The sequence below is a fragment of the Streptomyces diastatochromogenes genome (genome assembly GCF_002242805.1).
Lineage (GTDB): Bacteria > Actinomycetota > Actinomycetes > Streptomycetales > Streptomycetaceae > Streptomyces > Streptomyces diastatochromogenes.
On record NZ_MCGQ01000041.1, the window covers coordinates 39,194 to 60,600 of the forward strand.

At 72.6% G+C, this 21,407-nt stretch carries 14 protein-coding genes; 1 reads left to right on the plus strand and 13 read right to left on the minus strand.

Annotated features, from left to right (window positions below; translation table 11 throughout):
* Nucleotides 1-3 precede the first annotated feature (3 nt).
* The 4 genes from BEK98_RS36920 to lepA all read right to left on the minus strand — a co-directional run bounded on the left by BEK98_RS36920 (nt 4) and on the right by lepA (nt 11,851).
* Entirely contained in the window at nt 4-1,845 is a 1,842-nt protein-coding gene (locus tag BEK98_RS36920) for a SpoIIE family protein phosphatase (RefSeq protein ID WP_094221262.1), read from the minus strand.
* 174 nt (nt 1,846-2,019) lie between these two features.
* On the minus strand, nt 2,020-7,692 hold the full coding sequence (locus tag BEK98_RS36925) for an AAA domain-containing protein (RefSeq protein ID WP_094221132.1): 5,673 nt from the start codon (nt 7,690-7,692) through the stop codon (nt 2,020-2,022).
* 146 nt (nt 7,693-7,838) lie between these two features.
* Complete coding sequence (locus tag BEK98_RS36930; protein WP_094221133.1) at nt 7,839-9,713, minus strand: AMP-dependent synthetase/ligase; 1,875 nt, start codon at nt 9,711-9,713, stop codon at nt 7,839-7,841.
* A gap of 263 nt (nt 9,714-9,976) precedes the next feature.
* Nucleotides 9,977-11,851 (minus strand): translation elongation factor 4, encoded by a 1,875-nt coding sequence (gene lepA, locus BEK98_RS36935; RefSeq protein WP_094221134.1) that lies wholly within the window; start codon nt 11,849-11,851, stop codon nt 9,977-9,979.
* Nucleotides 11,852-12,078: 227 nt separating this feature from the next.
* Between lepA and rpsT the strand changes: the two genes are divergently transcribed.
* On the plus strand, nt 12,079-12,345 hold the full coding sequence (gene rpsT, locus BEK98_RS36945; RefSeq protein ID WP_067006864.1) for a 30S ribosomal protein S20: 267 nt from the start codon (nt 12,079-12,081) through the stop codon (nt 12,343-12,345).
* Nucleotides 12,346-12,560: 215 nt separating this feature from the next.
* Here rpsT and BEK98_RS36950 read toward each other — a convergent pair whose 3' ends face one another.
* From BEK98_RS36950 to BEK98_RS36990, 9 genes are all read right to left on the minus strand, one after another.
* Nucleotides 12,561-12,956 (minus strand): nuclear transport factor 2 family protein, encoded by a 396-nt coding sequence (locus BEK98_RS36950; protein WP_094221263.1) that lies wholly within the window; start codon nt 12,954-12,956, stop codon nt 12,561-12,563.
* A gap of 82 nt (nt 12,957-13,038) precedes the next feature.
* A complete protein-coding gene (gene holA / locus BEK98_RS36955) occupies nt 13,039-14,028 on the minus strand; it encodes a DNA polymerase III subunit delta (RefSeq protein ID WP_094221136.1) in 990 nt (329 codons plus the stop codon).
* Between the two features lie 86 nt (nt 14,029-14,114).
* Nucleotides 14,115-14,360, minus strand: a complete 246-nt coding sequence (locus BEK98_RS36960) for a hypothetical protein (RefSeq protein WP_094221137.1) — start codon at nt 14,358-14,360, stop codon at nt 14,115-14,117.
* Between the two features lie 135 nt (nt 14,361-14,495).
* Complete coding sequence (locus tag BEK98_RS36965; protein ID WP_094221138.1) at nt 14,496-14,915, minus strand: hypothetical protein; 420 nt, start codon at nt 14,913-14,915, stop codon at nt 14,496-14,498.
* A gap of 65 nt (nt 14,916-14,980) precedes the next feature.
* Complete coding sequence (locus tag BEK98_RS36970; RefSeq protein WP_094221139.1) at nt 14,981-15,826, minus strand: arylamine N-acetyltransferase family protein; 846 nt, start codon at nt 15,824-15,826, stop codon at nt 14,981-14,983.
* Between the two features lie 74 nt (nt 15,827-15,900).
* Nucleotides 15,901-18,432, minus strand: a complete 2,532-nt coding sequence (locus BEK98_RS36975; RefSeq protein WP_094221140.1) for a ComEC/Rec2 family competence protein — start codon at nt 18,430-18,432, stop codon at nt 15,901-15,903.
* The gene (locus BEK98_RS36980; protein ID WP_094221141.1) at nt 18,429-19,586 is read right to left on the minus strand and encodes a ComEA family DNA-binding protein; all 1,158 of its coding nucleotides are present in this window, start codon (nt 19,584-19,586) and stop codon (nt 18,429-18,431) included. Before BEK98_RS36980 ends, BEK98_RS36975 begins: the two co-directional genes overlap by 4 nt.
* 121 nt (nt 19,587-19,707) lie before the next feature.
* Nucleotides 19,708-20,553: a DegV family protein gene (locus tag BEK98_RS36985; protein ID WP_094221142.1), complete on the minus strand. Its 846-nt coding sequence runs from the start codon at nt 20,551-20,553 to the stop codon at nt 19,708-19,710.
* 72 nt (nt 20,554-20,625) lie between these two features.
* On the minus strand, nt 20,626-21,366 hold the full coding sequence (locus tag BEK98_RS36990) for a hypothetical protein (RefSeq protein ID WP_094221143.1): 741 nt from the start codon (nt 21,364-21,366) through the stop codon (nt 20,626-20,628).
* Nucleotides 21,367-21,407: the final 41 nt, after the last annotated feature.

A 21,407-nucleotide genomic window follows, 5' to 3' on the forward strand; every position in this document is an offset into this window, starting at 1 on the left:
CGGTTACTCCGCCTGGAGCACCAGCAGGGCCAGGTCGTCCTCCGGCAGGCCGCCGCCGAAGTCGTGCACCAGGCGGCGGATCCTTTCCGCGATCAGGTCGGCGCTCAGGCCCGCACAGCCGGACAGGGCCTGCGCGAGCCCGTCGCCGTCGTCGAACTGGCGGGAGCCGGAGCGGCGCTCGGTCACCCCGTCGGTGACGCACAGCAGGCTGTCGCCGGGTCCCAGCTCGATGGTCTCGCTGGTGTAGGTCTCGTCCTCCACGACGCCGAGCAGGGTCTGCGGGCGGGCGGCGGTGCGCACCTCGCCGTCGGGGCGCAGCAGCAGCGGCAGGGGGTGGCCGGCGGAGGCGAGGGTGCAGCGGACACCGCCGTCGTGCGGGGTCAGCTCGCCGTAGAGGAGGGACAGGAACCGGGTCTGCGGGCCGTCCCCGGGGACCAGGGGCCGGCCGTCGACGGCGACCAGCGCGCGGGCGGCCGCGTCGGCGGCCTCGGTGGCGTCGTCCAGGAGGAGCTGGTTGAGGCGGTCGAGGACGTCGGCGACCCGGTAGCCCTCGCGCGCGAGCAGGCGCAGCCACGGGCGGGCGAGTCCGATCACGACCGCCGCCTCGGGGCCCTTGCCCTGGACGTCACCGACGGCGAAGCACCAGCGGCCGTCGCCCGCCGGGAACAGGTCGTAGAAGTCGCCGCTGGGGCCGCCCTTGTCGCAGGGCTCGTAGACGAGCGCGCTGCTCACCCCGGGGATCTCGGCGACCGCGCCGGGCAGCAGCCCGCGCTGCAGGACGGCGCTGATGGTGACCTGCCGGGCGTACTGGCGGGCCGCGCCGATGGCCAGCGCGACCCGGCGGCCGAGGTCCTCGACGAGCCCGGTGACCTCGTCGGGGAAGCGTTGCAGACCGCAGCGGCCGATGACCAGCGTGCCCAGCGGGCGGCCGCCCGCGATCAGCCGGTACGCCAGCGCCGTGCCGTGGGCGCCCTGCGGACCGAGCGCGTCGCCCGGCCAGGGGTACGGCTCCGGGCCGGACCGCAGCCCGTCCCGCGGGCACGGCGGGTCCTTCTCCAGGGCGCGGGTCAGCTCCTCGATGCTGTTCTCGCTGGCGTGCCAGACGCGCGCGGGCGCCCCGCCGTCGCCGCCGCGCAGGGTCGCCTCGTCCTCCAGCCACACCGCGCACCAGTCGGCGAGCCGGGGCACGATCAGCTGGCCGGTCAGGGCCGTGACCAGGGTCTCGTCCAGCTGTCCCGCGAGCAGGTCGGAGGCCTCGGCGAGGAAGGACAGCGCGCCGCGGCCGAGCCAGTCCCGGTCGGCGCCGGGGCGCTGCGGCTGCGGAGCGAGGGCCTCGGCGGCCGCCAGGGTGTGGTCCGGGGCGGGCCCGTCCGGCTCCTCCTTCCCGCCGGCGGGAAGCCGCGCCCACACCGTCTTGGTGCCGGTGCTGTAGGTGACGCCCCAGGACTCGGCCAGGGTGGCGACCAGCCGCAGGCCGCGCCCCTGCTCCGGGGCGTCGTACGGCACCTCGCCGCCCGCTGCGTCGCGCGGCGCGCGCGCCGGGTGCTGGTCGCGCACCTCCACCACGAACGCGCCCCCCTCCTCCAGGCGCCAGTCGACCTCCAGCTCCGTGCCCGCGTGTACGACGGCGTTGGTGACGAGTTCGCTGACGACGGCCATGGCGTCGTCGGCCTGCCGTGCGGACGCCTCCGGGTCGGTGAGCCCCCGGTCGCACCACTGGGCGAACGCGGCGCGCACCAGCGCACGGGCGGAGCCGGGGGCGAGGGGACTGCCGGGCAGGGTGGCGTGTCCCTGTGCCCCACAGTCGTAGGTCTCGCTCTCCCGCTGCGCCGGTATGGCCGCCATGTCCATGCGGCCAGGGTGACAGAGAGACCCCACACCTGTGCGCTGAGTTACCGAAGTGGACAGTCACGCGTGAGAACTGTGCTACGGGTGTGCTCGAACACGGTCGGAAAGTGTGCGGAATTCGAGCATCCGCGCGTCTCAGTCCTCGCAGTCGTGCCAGTCCGCTCAGTCCGCTCAGTCCTCGATGTACCGGATGAGCACGCGCAGCGTCGTGCCGCGTTCGGTCCGCCAGGTCACCTCGTCCCCCACCTCCCGCCACAGCAGTGCCCTGCCCAGGGCCGAGTCGGGGCTCAGCCGCTCCGCCTCGTCACCGGCGAGCAACGCTATTTCGTACACCGTGATCCCCGGTTCGTCCGGGTCCTCGACGCCGACCAGACAGCCCGGTACGACGACGGCTCCGCCGGTGTAGGACGGGTCGGGGACGACCTGGTCGAGCAGGGCCCGCAGGAAGCTCCGCCGTTCCTTCAGCGCCTCGCGCCGCTTCTCGTGGTCGGCCAGCTGGGCCTTCCGGGAGGAGGAGTCGACGGCCACCACCTCGGGCAACGGCAGGTCGAGCACGTCCTGCACCCGCTCGAGTTCCCGCTGCACCCGCCGGTGGGCGCGCAGACTGATCCGGTCGACGCGCAGGCGCGGCAACGGTCGCTCGGGGGCGGGGGCGGCCGTCCCACTGGTCCGCACGGGCTGCCGCGGCAGGGCAGGCAGCGTGGGCTGGGCGGCCGTCCGGCCAGGCGCGTTCCGGGCCACAGGCTGCTGCCGGTCCGCCCCTCCGGCTCCCGTCGGCCGCCGGTCCACGCGGAGCAGCTCCGTCGTACGGCCGTCGGCGGCTTCGGGCGAGCCGGGCGCGTGGTAACGGGCCACGCCCACCTGGCCGTCGTCCCCGAGGACGGGTACGTCCACGCGCGCGATCGCGGCCCGAATCATCGCCTGCACCTCGGCATGGGCCAGCCGTGCGACGGGCCGTCCACCGCGCAGGACCTCCACGGCATCGACCCCCGGGAAACCGGGCACTCCCGCCGCACTGAGAAAGCGAGCGGAACCGGCCACGGTCGAGCGCAGACTGAACGCGTGCTGGGCCGCGTTGACTTCGTCCCGGTGAAGACGGGCCACGGAGACCAGGGCGGGGGCGGCGGGACCGGTTCGCGGTGCGGCTGGGGCGGTTGGCCGGGTTGGTGGTGTGGGCGCTTGTGCCGGGCGGGGACGCGGAACGGACGGACGGGGCTGCGGAAGGGAGGGTCGGGGCTGCGGCACGGACGCCCGGGGCTGCCGTACGGCGGTGCGGGGCTGGGGTTCGGCCGGAGCGGCAGCCGGCGCGGCTGGGTCGACCGGTCGGGTCTCCTTGTCGGCGTCAGCCACTCGGATCTCCCGGTCCGCGTCGACCGGTCGCGGCTCCCGGCCCGCGCCGGCCGTCGCCCCTTCGATGCCCAGCCGGTCCAGCTCGGCCCACAGGGGTTCGAGGGCCCGTTCCGGGTCGAGGAAGAAGCGGCTGCCGCGGATGCGCACGAACGTCCAGCCGACCCGCTCCAGTTCACGCTGGCGTGCCGCGTCCGCGTCCGCGTTCTCCTCGTTGTGGAAGGCGTCGCCGTCGCACTCCACGGCCAGGCGCCTGGTTCCGCCCTCGACGACGAGGTCGATGCGGTAGCGGCCGGCCGGATACTGCGGCCGTACCCGGTATCCCCGGGCCCGCAGGGCCAGGTACACCCGCTGCTCGAAGAGGCTGTCGAACGCCTCGTGCGGCACGTCCGGACGGACCTCGCCGAGCCCCGCGCCGTCCTGGTCCTCGGCCGGCCGGGAGAACCAGTCCAGGTAGGCGCGCCGCAGGTCGGTCTCGCCCCATTCCGTGAGCGTCACGCTGTGGAAGAGCCACACCTGGTCCCGGGCCCGGGAGGCGGCCACGTTGAGGTGCTGCCGGTTGAGGGCGCTGCTGTAGGGGCCGATGCGGCGCGGTCCGTCCGGGCCGGTGAGCGAGGCGACCGTGCCGATGAAGACGACATCGCGCTCGTCCCCCTGGAACTCCTCGGCGTTGCCCACGCGCAGCCGCCGCCGCTGCCGCTCGTCGAGCGGGATCCGGTCGGCCAGCAGATCCTCGATGAGGAACTTCTGCCCGGCACCGAGCAGGGTGATCACGCCCATGCTGCGGCCGGCGTAGGCGGGGTCGGCGATGCAGCGCGCGACGGTGTCCACCAGCCGCTCGGCCTCGGGCCGGTTGACCTGCTTCTGCCCGCTGCCCTCCACCCAGCCGTCGGCCACGTGGACCGCGCGCAGCGGCGGCAGCCGGTCGGCGCCGTACTGCCGCAGGGGCTGGAGCCGGCCGCCGTAGCAGAGGTCGTTGGAGAAGCCGATGATCTCCGGCATGCAGCGGAAGTGCTCCTGGAGCATCAGCCGGCCGCGGCCGCCGGCGAGTCCGGAGGCGATGTCGAAGAGGCTGGCGGTCGGCGTGAACAGGTTGCGGCGGGCGGCGGGCAGTTCGGCGAGCAGCCGCCGCTGGAGGGCGAACTGCTCGTCGTGGTCGACGCCGACCTGGGCCGGGCTGACCTGCTGGTCGTCACCGACGACCACGACCTTCGCGCCGAGCCAGGCGAGCAGCAGCGCCTCGGGCCCGGACTGGCTCGCCTCGTCGATGATCACGACGTCGAAGCGGCCGGCGCGGTTCATGGGGACGGTCTCGGTCACCTGGTGCAGCGGCATGATCCAGGCGGGTACGGCCTCCTGGCTGGCCTGGAGGCTCTCCCGCGCCTGCCTGCGATAGGTGGCCGCGTACTTGCCGGTGCCCTTGCCGAGCCTGCGGACGTTCTGCTGGTACGAGGTGAGGGCCACGGCCTGGTCGTCGGTGAGCCGGGACAGGCAGCTGAACCAGGCCTTGTCGGCCGCCAGCCGCTCCAGCCCGATGCGGATGTCGGCGTCCGCCTCGGCGAGCAGGCGCAGTTGCCGCGTCTCGGCCTCGGGGTCGGTCAGGTCCGTCATGCGGGCGTGCCAGGCCGACCAGGCCCAGGCGGCCTCGAATTCCGTCAGGCGCGTGTCCCAGGCGGGGTCGTCCGGTGCCGACTCCAACGCGTCCGCGATGTCGGGGAGTTCGGCCGCGACCACCCGGTAGGCGTCGTCGCACGTCTTTTTGCGGTCCAGTGCCTCGCGCAGGTCGTCCAGCTCGCCGACCGCGGCGCCGTAGGCCTCCGCGTCGCGGGCCTCGGCGGCAGCGCGCGCCCGCTCCACGGGCGCCGTCGCACCGCGCCGGTGGGCGGCGGCCCGGAGCACGTCGATCGCGTCGTCGAGCAGCGCCCGGGCGGGGTCGGCGGCGCGGCGGGCCGCTCGAGCGCGCAGCGCCGCGCGGACGGTGCGCACCCGCTCCTCGTCTCCCCGGTCGACGCCCGCGAGCCCCGGCGCGGGCGCCGCCGCGCGCGTCACGTCCTGGCGCAGGTCGGCGAGGGTGGTGAGGGTGGTGAGGGTGGCGATGTCCTGACGCAGCCGGGTCATACGCCGGTTGACGCTCTGCCAGGCCTCGGCGCCCTCGCCCCACTCCTGCTCGACGTCCTGCAGGTGCCGTTCCAGGGTGACGCGGTGCGCCACGGCGGACGCGGCGGCCTCCGTGTCGACGGTGCGGCCGTCGACCCGCACGGTCTCGGGGAAGTCGCCGACCGCCTTGCGCAGCCGGGTCTTCAGGCCGAGCGGGCCGCGCAGTTTCTCGCCGGCGGCGAGGCCGTCGCGCAGGGAGGTGGCCAGCCCCAGCGCCGTCGGCACGTCGTACGACTCCAGGCCGCTGACCAGGGTGGAGCCGAGGGCCCCTGCCGCCTGCTCGACCGCGGTCAGGGCCGCCGCGGTACGGGCGTGCCGGTCGCGGGTTACGAGGTCCTGCCCGGCGATGATCTCGCGGCGCAGTGCGGCGGCCCAGTCGGCGGGCAGGGTGGCCGCCGCGGCGGAGGCCGCCGTGAACTGGTCCAGGGCCGCGGCCAGCTGGTCCTGCTGCGCGACGGTCAGGGTGGACACGGCGTCGTCCAGACGCGAGGCGGAGCCGTCCTGACGGAGCGCGGCGAGGTCGGCCTCGGCCTCCCGGACGGTCTCGACCGCCTCGGCGAACGCGGGCCCGCTGGGCAGGCGCCCCGGATCGGGCAACGCGGCGGTCACCGTGGCCGCGAGGGCGCGGTGCCGGTCGGTGAAGGCGAGGGCCGCGCGCCGCAGGACCGCCAGGGCCGCGGGGTCGAGCGTGGGCGTCTCCGCGGGGACGGCGCCGAGCCACCCGTACCGCGGGCGCTCGGCGGCGAGGCGCTCGGCGATGCGGGTGAGGGTGCCCTCGTAGTCGCCGATCTCGGCCGGGTGGCGGTAGGTCTCCTGTTCCCGCAGGGCCCGCAGGGACTTGAGGGCGAGTGCCTGCGCGGAGCGCGCGGACCTGAGGCGCTCCTCGTGATCCTGGATGCGCCGGCGGTAGGCGCGCGCGGAGAAGTCACCCTGCCGGTCCAGGATGGCCTTGACCGACTGCTCCAGTTCCTGCTGTCCGGCTCCGTCGTCGGTACGGCTGACGCACAGTTCACGGATGCTGGCGGGGAGTTTGTCCCGCAGGACCTTCAGGGCACGGGCCGTGTGGCTGGTGATCAGGACCCGGTTGCCGTGGGCGAGCAGGTCGGTGACCAGGTTGGCGATGGTGTGGGTTTTGCCGGTGCCGGGCGGGCCCTGCACCACGACCAGGTCGCGGTCGCGCAGCCGCTCGGCGATGGTGCGCTGCTCGTCGTTGGAGGGCAGGGCGAAGTACAGCTCGGGCTGGGCGCCGCGGGCCTCCGGGGTGCCGGGCTCGCCCAGCGGCCGGTCGCCGCCGGCCCCGGCGACGGCGCGGAGCAGCGCGGTGGGTTCGGCGCCCTGTTCGATCTGCAGGGCGACCCCGCGCAGGGCTTCCAGCATGCTGCGCCGGGTGCGCTCCCTGAGCAGCAGCACGGGCGCGAAGCTGACGACCGGCACGGCGGGGTCTCCCGTCGCGCGGTGCCGGACGGCTGAGGGGTCGTAGCGGCCCGCTTCGTGGGCGGCGATGGTCCAGGTGGTGAGCGCGCGGTGCAGCGGGTCGGCGAGCATCGCGTCCGTGGTGTCGCCGGCGGCTTCCAGCTCCTGGCGGACCAGGGCGCGGATCTCGGCGCGGGCCTTCTGCCCGGCGTCGAGCATGGACTCCTCGAGGACCGGGCTGCCGTGCTCCGGGTCGGGTCCGACGGTGATGGCCCCGGTGTCGGGGTCGATGGCGATGACGGCCCGGCAGGTGACGAGGTGCCGGCGGATCGGCTCGCTCTGGGCGGACCAGGTCAGATGGCCGAAGCCGACGACGAGTTCGAAGCTCTCGCCGAGTTCGGAGGCGTCCACGCACAGGCGGTAGAGGCGGTCGTAGGCGCGGACGACCGGTTTCGTGGCGCGGTCGCGCGCCGCCCACTTCTCCCACTGGCGCGACCAGGAGGCGTACTGCTCGTGCACGACGTCGCAGTGGGGGTCGTCGGCGAGGGCGACCGTGCGGTACCCGGCGCGTGAACTGCCGCCCGCCGACACCTCGTCGGCCGGGATGTCCGCCTCGGTGCGCGGCGCGGGCGGCTCTTCCCGCTCGGAGTCGCGGATCTCCCGGCCGTCCAGCCAGTGGGCGAGCGGCAGGGGCGGGGCCGGCGGGTCGTGCCGTACGGGCCGGTCGGCCCGTAGCCACAACGGGGAGTCACCGGGGACGGCTTCGGTGAGGAAGCAGGCGAACTGCTCGGGCAGATCGGCGAACCACATCTGGTGCCGGGCGTCGTCGTGTGTGCGTACCGGCCTGGTGCGGCTTTCGCCGACCTCCGCGAGATAGCGGAAGACGTGACGGACGACGTCGTCGGGCGTCGCGGCGGACACGGGCACACTCACCTCGCTGAACTGGCGGAACCCACATGTGGAGGGATTGTGTGCATCCTAGGGGGCAGGTCTGACACTCGTGCCGTTTCCGCCTGTTCCGGGCACGGGACGGCCCCGGAAGGCGAAGTGCCTTCCGGGGCCGGAGGGTTGTCTCAGCCTTCGCGCGTGCCCGCGTACATCTCGTCGATCAGGCCCTTGTACGTCCGCTCGACCACCGGACGCTTCAGCTTCAGGCTCGGCGTGATCTCGCCGTGCTCGACATCGAGGTCACGCGGCAGCAGGCGGAACTTCTTGATGGTCTGCCAGCGCTGCAGGCCCTCGTTGAGCTGCTTGACGTAGCCGTCGACCATCTCGACCGTCTGCGGGGCCGCGACGATCTCGGCGTACGCCTTGCCCGCCAGCCCGTTCTCCTTGGCCCACTGCAGGATGGCGATCTCGTCGAGCGCGATGAGGGCGGTGCAGTAGTTCCGGTCGGCGCCGTGCACCAGGATGTTGGAGACGTACGGGCACACCGCCTTGAACTGGCCCTCGACCTCGGCCGGGGCGACGTACTTGCCGCCGGAGGTCTTGATGAGGTCCTTCTTGCGGTCGGTGATGCGCAGGTAGCCGTCGGGCGACAGCTCGCCGATGTCGCCGGTGTGGAACCAGCCGTCGCTCTCCAGCACCTCGGCGGTCTTCTCGGGCTGCTGGTGGTAGCCGTCCATGATGCCGGGGCCGCGCAGCAGGATCTCGCCGTCGTCCGCGATGCGCACCTCGCAGCCGGGCAGCGGCTTGCCGACGGTGCCGGTGCGGTAGGCCTCACCAGGGTTGACGAAGGAGGCCGCGGAGGTCTCGGTGAGGCCGTAGCCCTCCAGGATGTGGATCCCGGCGCCGGCGAAGAAGTAGCCGATCTCGGGGGAAAGCGCGGAGGCGCCCGAGACGCAGGCGCGCAGCCGGCCTCCGAAGGCCTCCCGCAGCTTGGAGTAGACGAGGGCGTCGGCGACCTTGTGCTTGGCGCCGAGGCCGAACGGCACGGCGTGGCTGCCGGTGCGGCGGAAGTTGTCCTGCGAGACCTTGGCGTACTCGCGGGAGACCTCGGCGGCCCACTGGAAGATCTTGTACTTGGCCCCGCCACCCTCGCGGGCCTTGGCCGCGACACCGTTGTAGACCTTCTCGAAGATGCGCGGCACGGCCGCCATGTACGTCGGCTGCACCACCGGAAGGTTCTCGATGATCTTGTCGACACGGCCGTCGACGGCGGTGACGTGGCCGACCTCGATCTGGCCGGAGGTGAGGACCTTGCCGAAGACGTGGGCGAGGGGCAGCCACAGGTACTGCACGTCCTCGCCGCTGATCAGGCCGGTCGCCGCGATGGCCTTCGCCATGTACGCCCAGTTGTCGTGCGGCAGGCGCACGCCCTTGGGGCGGCCGGTGGTGCCGGAGGTGTAGATGAGGGTGGCGAGCTGGTCGCTGGTGATCGCGCCGACCCGCTCCTTGATCAGCTCGGGGTGCTTCTCCAGGTAGGCGGCGCCGCGCTGCTCCAGCTCGGTGAGGGTGGTCACCCAGTCGTTCGTCTCGACGCCGGCCGGGTCGATGACGACGACCTTGGTCAGCGCGGGCAGCTCGCCGCGCTTCTCCACCGCCTTGGCGACCTGGGCCGCGTCCTCGGCGATCAGCACCCGGCTCTCGGAGTCGGAGAGGATGAACGCGGACTCGTCTGCGTTGGTCTGCGGGTAGACGGTCGTGGTGGCGCCGCCCGCGCACATGATGCCGAGGTCGGCGAGGATCCACTCGACGCGGGTCGAGGAGGCGAGCGCCACCCGCTGCTCCGGCTGCAGACCCAGTTCGATGAGCCCGGCCGCGATCGCGTACACCCGCTCGGCCGCCTGGCCCCAGCTCAGCGACTTCCAGTCGTCGGGGCCCTGGCCGGAGGCGGGCGGGACCGGGTAGCGGTAGGCCTCGGCGTCCGGTGTGGCCGCCACGCGCTCCAGGAAGAGGGCCGCCACGGACGGCGGACGGTTCTCGATCAGGGTCTGTGTGTCGCTCACGACATCCTCCGGGGCCCGCGACAGTGCGGCTGGCTCAAGTGCGGCTGGGTTAACTCACGGGTGGGGTTCGGGCTTGTTGTTTAACTCGCGAGTAACTATCGAGCAGGGATCAGAGTAAGGGGCGACCGGCCGCTGCGTAAGGGGCATCGGCCTGTCACTTTCCACGCAGAGCGACGCTACGCACGCGTAGGGGCCCGCCACGCTTTCGCACGACGAGCCCCTGTTGTGCCCGGTTTGCGGACACAGCCCGCTGTTACCGATGGTTACTTCTTGCCCTTGGCCGACCCCGCGCTGTCATCGCTGGACAGGACCGCGATGAAGGCCTCCTGCGGAACCTCCACGGAACCCACCATCTTCATCCGCTTCTTGCCTTCCTTCTGCTTCTCCAGCAGCTTCCGCTTACGGGAGATGTCACCGCCGTAGCACTTGGCGAGGACGTCCTTGCGGATGGCGCGGATGGTCTCTCGGGCGATGACCCGCGAGCCGATGGCGGCCTGGATCGGCACCTCGAAGGCCTGCCGCGGGATGAGTTCGCGCAGCTTGGCGACGAGCCGCACCCCGTACGCGTACGCGGCGTCCTTGTGGGTGATCGCCGAGAAGGCGTCCACCTTGTCGCCGTGCAGCAGGATGTCGACCTTGACCAGGCTGGAGGTCTGCTCGCCGGTGGGCTCGTAGTCGAGGGACGCGTAGCCGCGGGTCTTGGACTTCAGCTGGTCGAAGAAGTCGAAGACGATCTCCGCGAGCGGGAGGGTGTAACGGATCTCGACCCGGTCCTCGGAGAGGTAGTCCATGCCGAGCAGGGTGCCGCGCCGGGTCTGGCACAGCTCCATGATCGAGCCGATGAACTCGGTGGGCGCCAGGATGGTGGCGCGCACGACCGGCTCGTACACCTCGCCGATCTTCCCCTCGGGGAACTCGCTCGGGTTGGTGACGATGTGCTCGCTACGGTCCTCCATGACCACGCGGTAGACCACGTTGGGCGCGGTGGCGATCAGGTCGAGGCCGAACTCGCGCTCCAGCCGCTCCCGGATCACGTCCAGGTGCAGCAGGCCGAGGAAACCGACGCGGAAGCCGAAGCCGAGGGCGGCGGAGGTCTCCGGCTCGTAGACCAGCGCGGCGTCGTTGAGCTGCAGCTTGTCGAGGGCCTCGCGCAGCTCGGGGTAGTCGGAGCCGTCGAGCGGATACAGACCCGAGAAGACCATCGGCTTCGGGTCCTTGTAGCCGCCGAGCGCCTCGGTGGCGCCCTTGACCTGGCTGGTGACGGTGTCACCGACCTTGGACTGGCGGACGTCCTTCACGCCGGTGATCAGGTAGCCCACCTCGCCCACGCCGAGGCCGTCGGCCGGGAGCATCTCGGGCGAGTTGGTCCCGATCTCCAGCAGCTCGTGGGTGGCGCCGGTCGACATCATCCTGATGCGCTCGCGCTTGTTGAGCTGGCCGTCGATGACACGGACGTACGTCACGACACCGCGGTAGGAGTCGTAGACCGAGTCGAAGATCATCGCGCGGGCCGGCGCGTCGGCGACCCCGACCGGCGCCGGGATCTCCTTGACGACCTTGTTGAGCAGCGCGTCGACGCCGAGGCCGGTCTTGGCGGAGACCTTGAGCACATCCGACGGGTCGCAGCCGACCAGGTTCGCCAGCTCCTCGGCGAACTTCTCCGGCTGCGCCGCCGGCAGGTCGATCTTGTTCAGCACGGGGATGATCGCGAGGTCGTTCTCCATCGCCAGGTAGAGGTTGGCGAGGGTCTGCGCCTCGATGCCCTGGGCGGCGTCGACGAGGAGGACGGTCCCCTCACAGGCGGCCAGCGACCGCGAGACCTCGTAGGTGAAGTCGACGTGCCCCGGGGTGTCGATCATGTTGAGGATGTGCGTCGTGCCCTGGTCGGGGCCCTCGGTCGGGGCCCAGGGCAGACGCACCGCCTGGGACTTGATCGTGATGCCGCGCTCGCGCTCGATGTCCATCCGGTCGAGGTACTGAGCACGCATCTGCCGCTGCTCGACCACACCGGTCAGCTGGAGCATCCGGTCGGCGAGCGTGGACTTGCCGTGGTCGATGTGCGCGATGATGCAGAAATTGCGGATCAGCGCCGGGTCGGTACGGCTCGGCTCGGGCACATGGTTAGGGGTCGCGGGCACGCAGGGTCCTGTCTCTTGAGGCGCCTTATGCCTCGGGTCGGATCGATACGTAGTCTCCATGGTCCCACGCGAAGGGACCGAGGACCGTTTTGGGCCGGTCGCAGGGCCACTGGTACTGTAGATGGCTGTGCCTCATGCCCTCTCAGCGCGAGGCACGACAGAAAATTTTTGGATCACCGGTGCGGGACCCGAGCGGCCCCGCACCAAGAACCTGAAAAGGCTCCTTCGTGGCGAACATCAAGTCCCAGATCAAGCGGATCAAGACCAACGAGAAGGCTCGGCTGCGCAACAAGGCCGTCAAGTCCTCCCTGAAGACCGCGATCCGCAAGGCCCGCGAGGCCGCTGCCGCGGGTGACGTCGAGAAGGCCACCGAGCTGCAGCGCGCTGCCGCGCGTGCGCTCGACAAGGCCGTCTCGAAGGGCGTCATCCACAAGAACCAGGCCGCCAACAAGAAGTCGGCGCTTGCTTCCAAGGTCACGTCCCTCAAGGGCTGAAAATCCCTTCTGATCTGACCGCCGGAAGGACCCAGAGCGGGCCCTCTCTCATCCGCTCCCGACCGGCACCCCAGGAGTCACACGCGGCCTGCGTTCGCCACGCGGGTGTGATTCCGAGATCTTGAACCCGAGGCCCCGGTGCCCTCCCTTCCCCAGGGTGGGCGGCGGGGCCTTCGGCATGGCCGCCCCGGCCTTCGCGTCACGACACCTTCGCGTCACGACCAGAAGGCGTTGTCCTTGTCCATGTCCGGTACGCACTCGTCGATGTCGGTGATCTTGTCCCCGACGATCCGGAGGATCAGGCATCCGTCCTCGTGGTAGCGCCTGCCCTCGCGTTCCGCGGTGACGTGGTGCAGGGCCACGGCGTGGCCCCGACCGTCGACGAACACGCTGCGCAGGTCGACGCGCAGGCTGCCGCCGGTCTCCTGGAAGAGCCGGCGGTACATGCCGATGACCGTGTCCTGGCCCTTGAAGTCACCGGACAGCGGATGGCTGCCGGGCACGTGATGGGTGACGTCCGCCGCCATCAACCCGCGCAGGGTGTCCATGTCGACACGGAGGAAGGCGTCGTAGCCCTTGCGGACGAGGGTTGCGTGCGGGTGTTCAGCCATGGTGATCGCCACCTTCCAGTGCGTCGGCGATGTACGGCTGATACCTGAGATTCTCCTCGCCAAGGGCCCTTGAGCGACTGGATCAGCCCCGGCCCCTGGACCGCGCGGCCCGGGCGATCGTCACGACCGCCTTCTCCAGCGCGTACTCGGGGTCGTCGCCGCCGCCCTTCACGCCCGCGTCCGCCTCGGCCACCGCCCGCAGCGCCACGGCCACCCCGTCCGGCGTCCAGCCCCGCATCTGCTGGCGCACCCGGTCGATCTTCCACGGTGGCATGCCCAGCTCGCGAGCCAGATCGGCGGGCCGGCCGCCGCGCGCCGACGACAGCTTCCCGATCGCCCGCACCCCCTGGGCCAGCGCGCTGGTGATCATCACCGGAGCCACCCCGGTGGCCAGCGACCACCGCAGCGCCTCCAATGCCTCCGCCGTACGGCCCTCCACCGCCCGGTCGGCGACCGTGAAGCTGGAGGCCTCGGCCCGCCCGGTGTAGTACCGCCCGACAACGGCCTCGTCGATCGTCCCCTCGACGTCGGCGACGAGCTGCGCCACCGCCGAGGCCAGCTCGCGCAGGTCGCTGCCGATCGCGTCGACCAGCGCCTGGCACGCCTCGGGCGTGGCCGACCGCCCGAACCCCCGGAACTCCCCTCTCACGAACGCCAGCCGGTCCGCCGGCTTGGTCATCTTCGGACAGGCCACCTCCCGCGCCCCGGCCTTGCGCGCGGCGTCCAGCAGCCCTTTGCCCTTCGCACCGCCCGCATGCAGCAGCACGAGGGTGATCTCCTCCGCGGGCGCCCCCAGGTACGCCTTCACGTCCTTGATCGTGTCGGCCGAGAGATCCTGCGCGTTGCGTACGACCACGACCTTGCGCTCGGCGAAGAGCGAGGGACTCGTCAGCTCGGCGAGCGTGCCGGGCTGCAACTGGTCCGGGGTCAGGTCCCGTACGTCCGTGTCGGCGTCGGCGGCCCTGGCAGCGGCCACCACCTCCTGCACGGCACGGTCGAGCAGGAGGTCCTCCTGGCCCACGGCAAGAGTCACCGGGGCGAGAGGGTCGTCATTCGCAGTCTTCCTGGCCATCGCCTACAGCATCCCACGCGGCACTGACAACGAACCGGCCGCGCACCCCGACCAGTCCCGGACCGAACCCCGAGTCCGTCTCGGGGTCACGGCTCCTCGCGCCAGCCGTCCCACTCCTCCGCGAAGGCGTCCAGTTCGGCGGGGTCCAGGCGTCCGGTCTCGTCGTGCAGGACCAGCAGCCACTGGGCGTCCTCCGCGTCGTCCTCGCCGGCCAGGGCGTCCCGGACGAGCTGGGGCTCCTCGTCGATGCCGAAGCGCTCCCCGAGCGCCTCGGCCGCCTCCTCGGCGGCATCGCGGTCGGGCAGCACCAGCACGTGTCTCACATCGCTCACGGCCCCATTCTCCGGCACCCCCGCATCGCGGGAATCCAGCACAAGCGCCGGCACCGAGCCGAGCTACTGAACTTGATTGGGTGATGTCGGGGCGTTCGGCTGAGCGACAGGCCGCGGTGCCCTTCCCCCAGACGCTCAGGCTGCGGCTTCGCCGGGGTCCTCGTCGTCCGGGCTCAGGTAGAACCACCGGCGAACCAAGGTGTAACCGGGAGGGAGGTCGTTGCCCGTCAGTTCCTTGTACCTCGCCTTGGCCGCCTCGCTGGCCTGCTGACCGGCCGGGAGCCTCCGCAGGAAGGGGTCGCGGTCAGGGTCAAGGGAGGACCGACGAGGCTCGTCCGTGGCTTCACGGCCGGAGACCGGCTCGGAATCCCCGATGTCCTCGGCGTCGTACCCCTCGCCGTCCTGCCTCGTGGCGAGATGGGCAACCACGGCCAAGCCCACGGCCAGAGTCACGGCACCGACGATGCGGATCTTCGGCTTGTGCCTCTCGTACCAGTTCTTCGTCTTCTCGGCGAAGGAGGTGGGCTCACCGTCCTCGGGCGTGGAGTCATTCACGCACACACATCTACCGGACCCATCCCTCACCTGTCATGCAATCACCCGACATCGCCCGATCAAGTTCAGTAGTCGTCCCGGTCCTGGCTTCGCACCGTCGGCACACGGCTCAACCCGATCCCGAACCGCTCCCGGTACACCGCCAGCACCTCCTCGTCCGTCCCCAGTTCCCTCGTCTCCTTCCGTCCGTCGGGGGCCGTCGTCGTCAACGCCCGGCCGCTGAGGGTGATCCGCCCGCCGTCCTCCGTGACCCGTGAGCACACCAGGGACCGGGTGAAGTGCGACTGCGGCGAGGTGCTGTGCCACCAGGCCCCGGCCGCGAAGTCCCCGAGCGCGCGGGGCCGTGTCTCCAGCCGGTACTGCGGCCTGCCGTTCCGTACGACGTCCAGATCCGGGACCCCGGCCGAGCCGGCCCCGCCACCGAACACTCCGGCGGGGTCCGGACCGGCCTCCGTCACCCGGAACGTCCCGCCGGGGTCCGGCTGCTCCCCGCGTTCCGCGAACGCCAGCGGATAGTGGCTGTGCGCCCCGAACCCGACGTCTACGAGCCAGTCCCCGTCGTCCGCCGTCCGCACCCGCAGCGCGAGATGGTCGTACGGGATGCCGAGCCGCCCTTCGTCCCCGTACACCCGCGCCGCCAGCAGCTGGACCTCGTAACCGAGAGCGGCGAGCAACGCCCCGAACCCGCCGTTGAGTTCGTAGCAGAAGCCGCCCCGCCGAGCCTCGACCACCTTGTCCAGCAGCCGCTTCTCCTCCAGCACGATCTCCTCGCCCAGGTGGATGGACAGGTTCTCGAAGGGCACGGTCCGCAGATGGTGCAGGTGCAGCTCGCGCAGGGCCTCGGTGGTGGGGTGCTGCGGTCGGGTGACCCCGAGGCGGCGGAGATAGGCGTCTGCCTGTGCTGGCTTCATGCCCCCAGTCTGGGCGAACAGCCGCTCCTCGATCTCTGATCACCTGTACTCCAGCCTCTGATCAACTGTGCTCCTCAGTCCCTCGTGACCCGCACCTCCCCGCCCGTCCCGTCGCCTCCGCCGACCGCGAGCGCCCCGTCCCGGTCCGTGCGCAGTACCGTCGCCCCTCCGGCCCTGAGCGCGGCGACGGTCGCCGGTGCCGGGTGGCCGTACGGGTTGTCGGCGCCGCAGGAGATGAGCGCCACCCGCGGGGCCGCCAGCCGTATCAGGTCCGGGTCCTGGTAGGCCGAGCCGTGGTGGGCCACCTTCAGTACGTCCACTCCCGCCAGCTGGGCCGCGGCCGGGGAGTGCAACAGGGCCTGCTGGGCGGGGGGTTCGAGGTCCCCGAGCAGCAGCAACCGTAGTCCGCCGGACCGGACGAGCAGGGCGACACTGGCGTCGTTGGGTCCCTCCGGTTCCGGTATCGCGGCCTGGCCCGGGGCTGGGGCGGCGGGTGGCCACAGCACCCGCCAGGCCAGTGGTCCGCTGCGCCGCTCCTCCCCGGCCACGGCCCGGGTGACCGGGATGTGCCGTTCCGCCGCCTCCCTTCTCACGAACTCGGCCTGGTCCGCCGGTTCTTCGAAGTCCGTCGTCTCGATCGCGGCCACCGAGCGGCCCCGCAGGACACCGGGCAGTCCCGCGACGTGGTCGGCGTGGAAGTGGGTCAGGACGACCAGGGGGATGCGGGTGATGCCCAGCTCCCGCAAGCAGTGGTCGACCAGTGCGGGGTCGGGTCCGGTGTCCACGACCACCCCGGCTCCCTCGCCGGCCGCCAGCACGGTCGCGTCGCCCTGCCCGACATCACACATCGCGTACCGCCAGTCCGGCGGCGGCCAGCCCGTGACCACCCGGGTCAGCGGCGCCGGCCGCACCACCACCAGCAGGAGCAGCACACCGAGCGCACCGCACCACCAGGGGTGCCGCAGCAGCCGCCGGCCGGTCAGGACGACGGCCACGGTGACCGCCGCGAGCAGCAGCGCCCCGGGCCAGCTCCCCGGCCAGTCCACTCCCGCACCGGGCAACGCCGCCCCGGTCCGGGCGACCCACGCGATCCATTCGGCGGGCCAACCGGCGCACCACGCCAGCGCTTTGGCCGGCGGCATCGCCACCGGTGCCATGGCGAGAGCGGCGAACCCCAGCACCGTGGCCGGAGCGACGGCCACCTCGGCCAGCAGGTTGCAGGGCACCGCCACCAGGCTCACCCGGGCCGACAGCACCGCCACGACCGGCGCGCACACGGCCTGCGCGGCCGCGGCCGCGGCCAGCCCCTCGGCGAGCCGGGCCGGCACCCGGCGCCGCTGCAGCGCCTCGCTCCAACCGGGCGCCAGTACGAGCAGCGCACCGGTGGCCAGCACGGAGAGCAGGAAGCCGAAACTGCGGGCCAGCCAGGGGTCGTACAGCACCAGCAGGAGGACGGCCGTGGCCAGCGCCGGGAGCAGGGATCTGCGGCGGCCTGTCGCCAGGGCGAGCAGGGCGACCGAGCCGCAGGCCGCGGCCCGCAGCACGCTGGGGTCGGGCCGGCACACGATCACGAAGCCGAGCGTGAGCGCTCCCGCGAACAGGGCGGTGGCCCGCAGCGAGAGCCCCAGGCGCGGAGCGAGTCCGCGGCGCTCGACACGCTGAGCAAGGCCGGGCGGTCCGATGAGCAACGCGAGCAGGATCGTGAGGTTGCTGCCCGAGACGGCGAGCGTGTGCGCCAGGTCCGTCTCCTTGAAAGCGTCGTCCAGTTCGGATGTGATCCGCGAGGTGTCGCCGACGACCAGCCCGGGAAGCAGCGCCCGGGCGTCCGTAGGCAGTCCCTCGGTCGCCTCCCGCAATCCGGCCCTGAGCCGGCCCGCCAGCCGCTGCGGCCCGCTCGGCCCCGCGACGACTTCCGGCACGGGCTCGCTCCGCACCCGCAGCACGGCCGCCGTCCGGTCGCCGCCGGTCAGGGCGGGCGCCAGCCGGCCGTCCACCCGCAGCCGGGTGGACGGCAGCAGCCCGAGCCAGCCCGGACTCGCGCCGCGCATGCCCCACGTGCCGGTCACGTCCCCGCTGGGAGGTGCACGCGGCGCCGGAGTGTCCGCGTCGACGACCAGCAGCACGGGAGTTCGTGTCCGTGCACCTGCCCCGTCGCCCTCCGTCACGCGCCGCACCTCCGCCCTGGCCAGCACCGCCACGGGCGCCGCGTGATCACCCCGTACCCGTGGCCTGCTCTGCCAGGGGTCGCCGGTCAGCTCGACCTCGGCGGTAACGGTCGCGAACCGCCGCGCCAGCTCGGGCACCGGCCCGCGCCGCACATCCGCCCCGTGCAACCCGGCGGAGGCAGCGGCCGCGGCCACGCAGAGGAGCACGGCGGCGACCGGGACGCGGGCCCAGGCGAACCGGACGGACGGCCGCCCAGGCCTCCCCCACTTCCGGGCCGACAGCAGGACGACTCCGGCGAGCAGACAGGCGAGCGCGATGCCGGCACTCCAGCCCGGCGGAGCATCGAGGACCAGGGCAGCCGTCGCCCAGGCCGCGAGTGCCGACGGCACCAGGCGGAGGTCGGTCGGGGCCGGTGGCTGCTGCTCGGCGGGGCCGCTCATGGCCGCACCATGGTCCGCAGGTCGGCGAAGCGGCGGTCGCCGATGCCGTTGACCTGGCGCAGCTCGTCCACCGAGCGGAAGCCGCCGTGTCGGGTGCGGTAGTCGATGATGTGCTGGGCCAGCACGGGACCGACTCCGGGCAGGGTGTCGAGCTGGTCCGCGGTCGCCGTGTTGAGGGAGACCGGGGCCGTGGGTCCCGTCCCCGCCACTCCTGGGCCCGCACCGCTGCCGGGTCCGGGCGGGGCGGCCGCCGCTCCCGCGGACGCACCGACCAGGACCTGTTCGCCGTCCACCAGGAAGCGGGCCCGGTTGAGCCCCTCGGTACTCGCACCCGGCCGCACCCCGCCCGCCGCCCGCAGCGCGTCGGCCACCCGCGAGCCCGCCGGCAACCGCCGGATCCCGGGCCTGCGGACCTTGCCGCTGACGTCCACGACGATCTCCCCGCCCGGCGTCGCCGAGGCGCTCACGGCGCCACCGGACTTGGTGTCCTCGTCCCTCCTGGCGAACGGTGCCTCGGCGCGCACCACTTGGGGAGCGCTCACGGTCTGCGTCCGGCCGGCCCAGAAGTGCTGGACGGCGAACACGGCGGCCACCAGCAGCACCACAGCGAGCGCGACCACTCCCCGCCGCTCCACCCCGCACCGCACCTGCAACCACACTGGCAACCGCTCCCGGAGAGCGAGCCCGGCCCGCTCCCGCAGGCCCGGCACGACAGGTTCCGCTGTCTCCGAGTGGCCCGCCGGGCCGTCCAGTTGCTCCTCGGACACCCTGGCCGGACCTGACCGAGTGGACAGCGTGCGTGCCCCGCCGAGTCCGGGCAACGCCGTACTCACCCCTGGCGCCGCCCCCGTCGCGGTCCTCAACCCGGGCGCCACCCCCGTCGCCGTCCTCAACCCGGGCGCCGCCCCCACCGCCATCGCCGTACGCGCGGGCGACTGCCCGTCCGGCGGAGCATTGCCCGACTCCCGCCATTCCACGGCTCGTTCGCCGAAGAGAATTTCCGCGCGACGGCGCAACTCCTCCGCGGGTGCGGGCATGCGGTGGCGGGCGTGGCGCCGGTCGGTGGAGCGGCGGCGGATGCGCCCGTCGGAGGTGGGGCCGCGGCCCGGCCCGCTGGTCGGGGTGGCGGTGCGTGACCGTGATCGAAGTGCCATGCGACGAGGATGGGGCATCTCGCCGCTTCGCGATGATCTTGGTCAATTCCCGGGGATTACTGCCCAGTTGTGGAAAACTCCACCACTCACACGAGTGACGGCAGCCCGCGAGACGAGGGCGTCAGCGCGGCGAGACGACCGCTCCCAGCAACCCGGGCCCGGTGTGTGCCCCGATCACCGCCCCGACTTCGCTGACATGCAGATCGGCCAGTCCGGGCACCCGCACCCGCAGCCGGTCGGCGAGGGCGGCGGCCCGCTCGGGGGCGGCGAGATGGTGGACGGCGATGTCGACCTCGGCGCCACCCGCACGGTCGGCCACGATCTCCTCGAGGCGGGCGATCGCCTTGGACGCCGTACGGACCTTTTCGAGAAGCTCGATGCGGCCACCGTCCAGCTGGAGCAGCGGCTTGACGGCCAGTGCGGAACCTAGCAGGGCCTGCGCGGCGCCGATGCGACCGCCGCGGCGCAGATAGTCGAGCGTGTCGACGTAGAAGTAGGCGGAGGTGCCCGCGGCCCGCTTCTCGGCGGCCGTCACGGCCTCGTCCACCGTGCCGCCGGCCTCCGCCGCCTCGGCCGCGGAAAGCGCGCAGAAGCCCAAGGCCATCGCGACCATCCCGGTGTCCACCACCCGCACCGGCACCGGCGCCTCACGCGCCGCGACGACCGCCGCGTCGTAGGTGCCGGACAGCTCGGCGGACAGATGCAGGGAGACGATGCCGCTCGCGCCGGACTCGGCGACCCTGCGGTAGGTCTCCGCGAACACCTGGGGGCTGGGACGGGAGGTGGTGACCGGCCGCCGCTTCTGCAGCGCCTGGGCCAGGGAACGGGTCGAGATCTCGGTGCCCTCTTCGAGCGCCTGGTCGCCGAGGACGACGGTCAGGGGCACCGCTGTGATGCCGTGGCGCTCCATCGTCCGCGGCGGCAGGTAGGCCGTTGAATCGGTGACGATCGCGACATGGCGGGACATGAGCTGGAGGTTACCTGCCGTAGCGCTCGTGCGGCAGCCCGGCCCCTGTCTGCCGGTCCGGGAGCGGACAGGTCATGTGGTGCTCTCCGGGCGCGGCTTCTTCTCCCAGGGGTAAGCGGGGCGCTGTGTCGGCGGGGTGATCGCGGGGGCCGTCGGCTCCTTGGCGGTGCGGGAGCCGGGCGTCTCCTGCCAGGTCTGCCGCTGTCCCTCCGGACCGCCGGCGGCGGCCGGGGCCTCGGGCCACGGCGGGGGCGCCGGGGTGGGTTCGGCCCGCGTCCAGTGGCGAAGGGCCCCTGCCTCGACGTCGATCTGGGCGCTGAGCGAGTCCAGGTCGTCGTCGGAGAAGCGGCGGGCCCGGTCGCGGGCGGCCCAGCGCAGGGAGTCGGCGGACTCGGTGATGCGCTCGGTGCGGCCGCGCAGCTCGGGCAGTCGCGCGGTGAGCGTGGCCCGGTCCGGCTCGGACTCCAGACGCTTGAGGTCGGCGTCCAGCTCGTGACCGTGCGCGCTGAGCCGCTCGAAGAGGCCGAGGGACTCCTTCAGCGACTCGTCCTCGGCTACGCCCGCGTGCAGCGCGTCCTGGGTGGCGCGCATCGAGGTGCGCAGCCGGAGCCGCAGCTGGGCGATCTCCCCGGCCGGGCCGAGCTGGGCGAAGGACTTGGCGCGCAGGGTGTGGTCCTCGACCGTGCGTCTGGCCTGCGCGATCGTACGGTCCACTCCGCGCTTGGCGGCGCCGACCGCCTTGACCGTGGCGTAGGCGCCGAGGCCGATGAAGAGCAGGAAGAGCAGGGCGAACACGGTGATCACTGTTTCCATGACGCTCCTCCTCCGCACGATGCGGCACGAGCCGCTGTGTT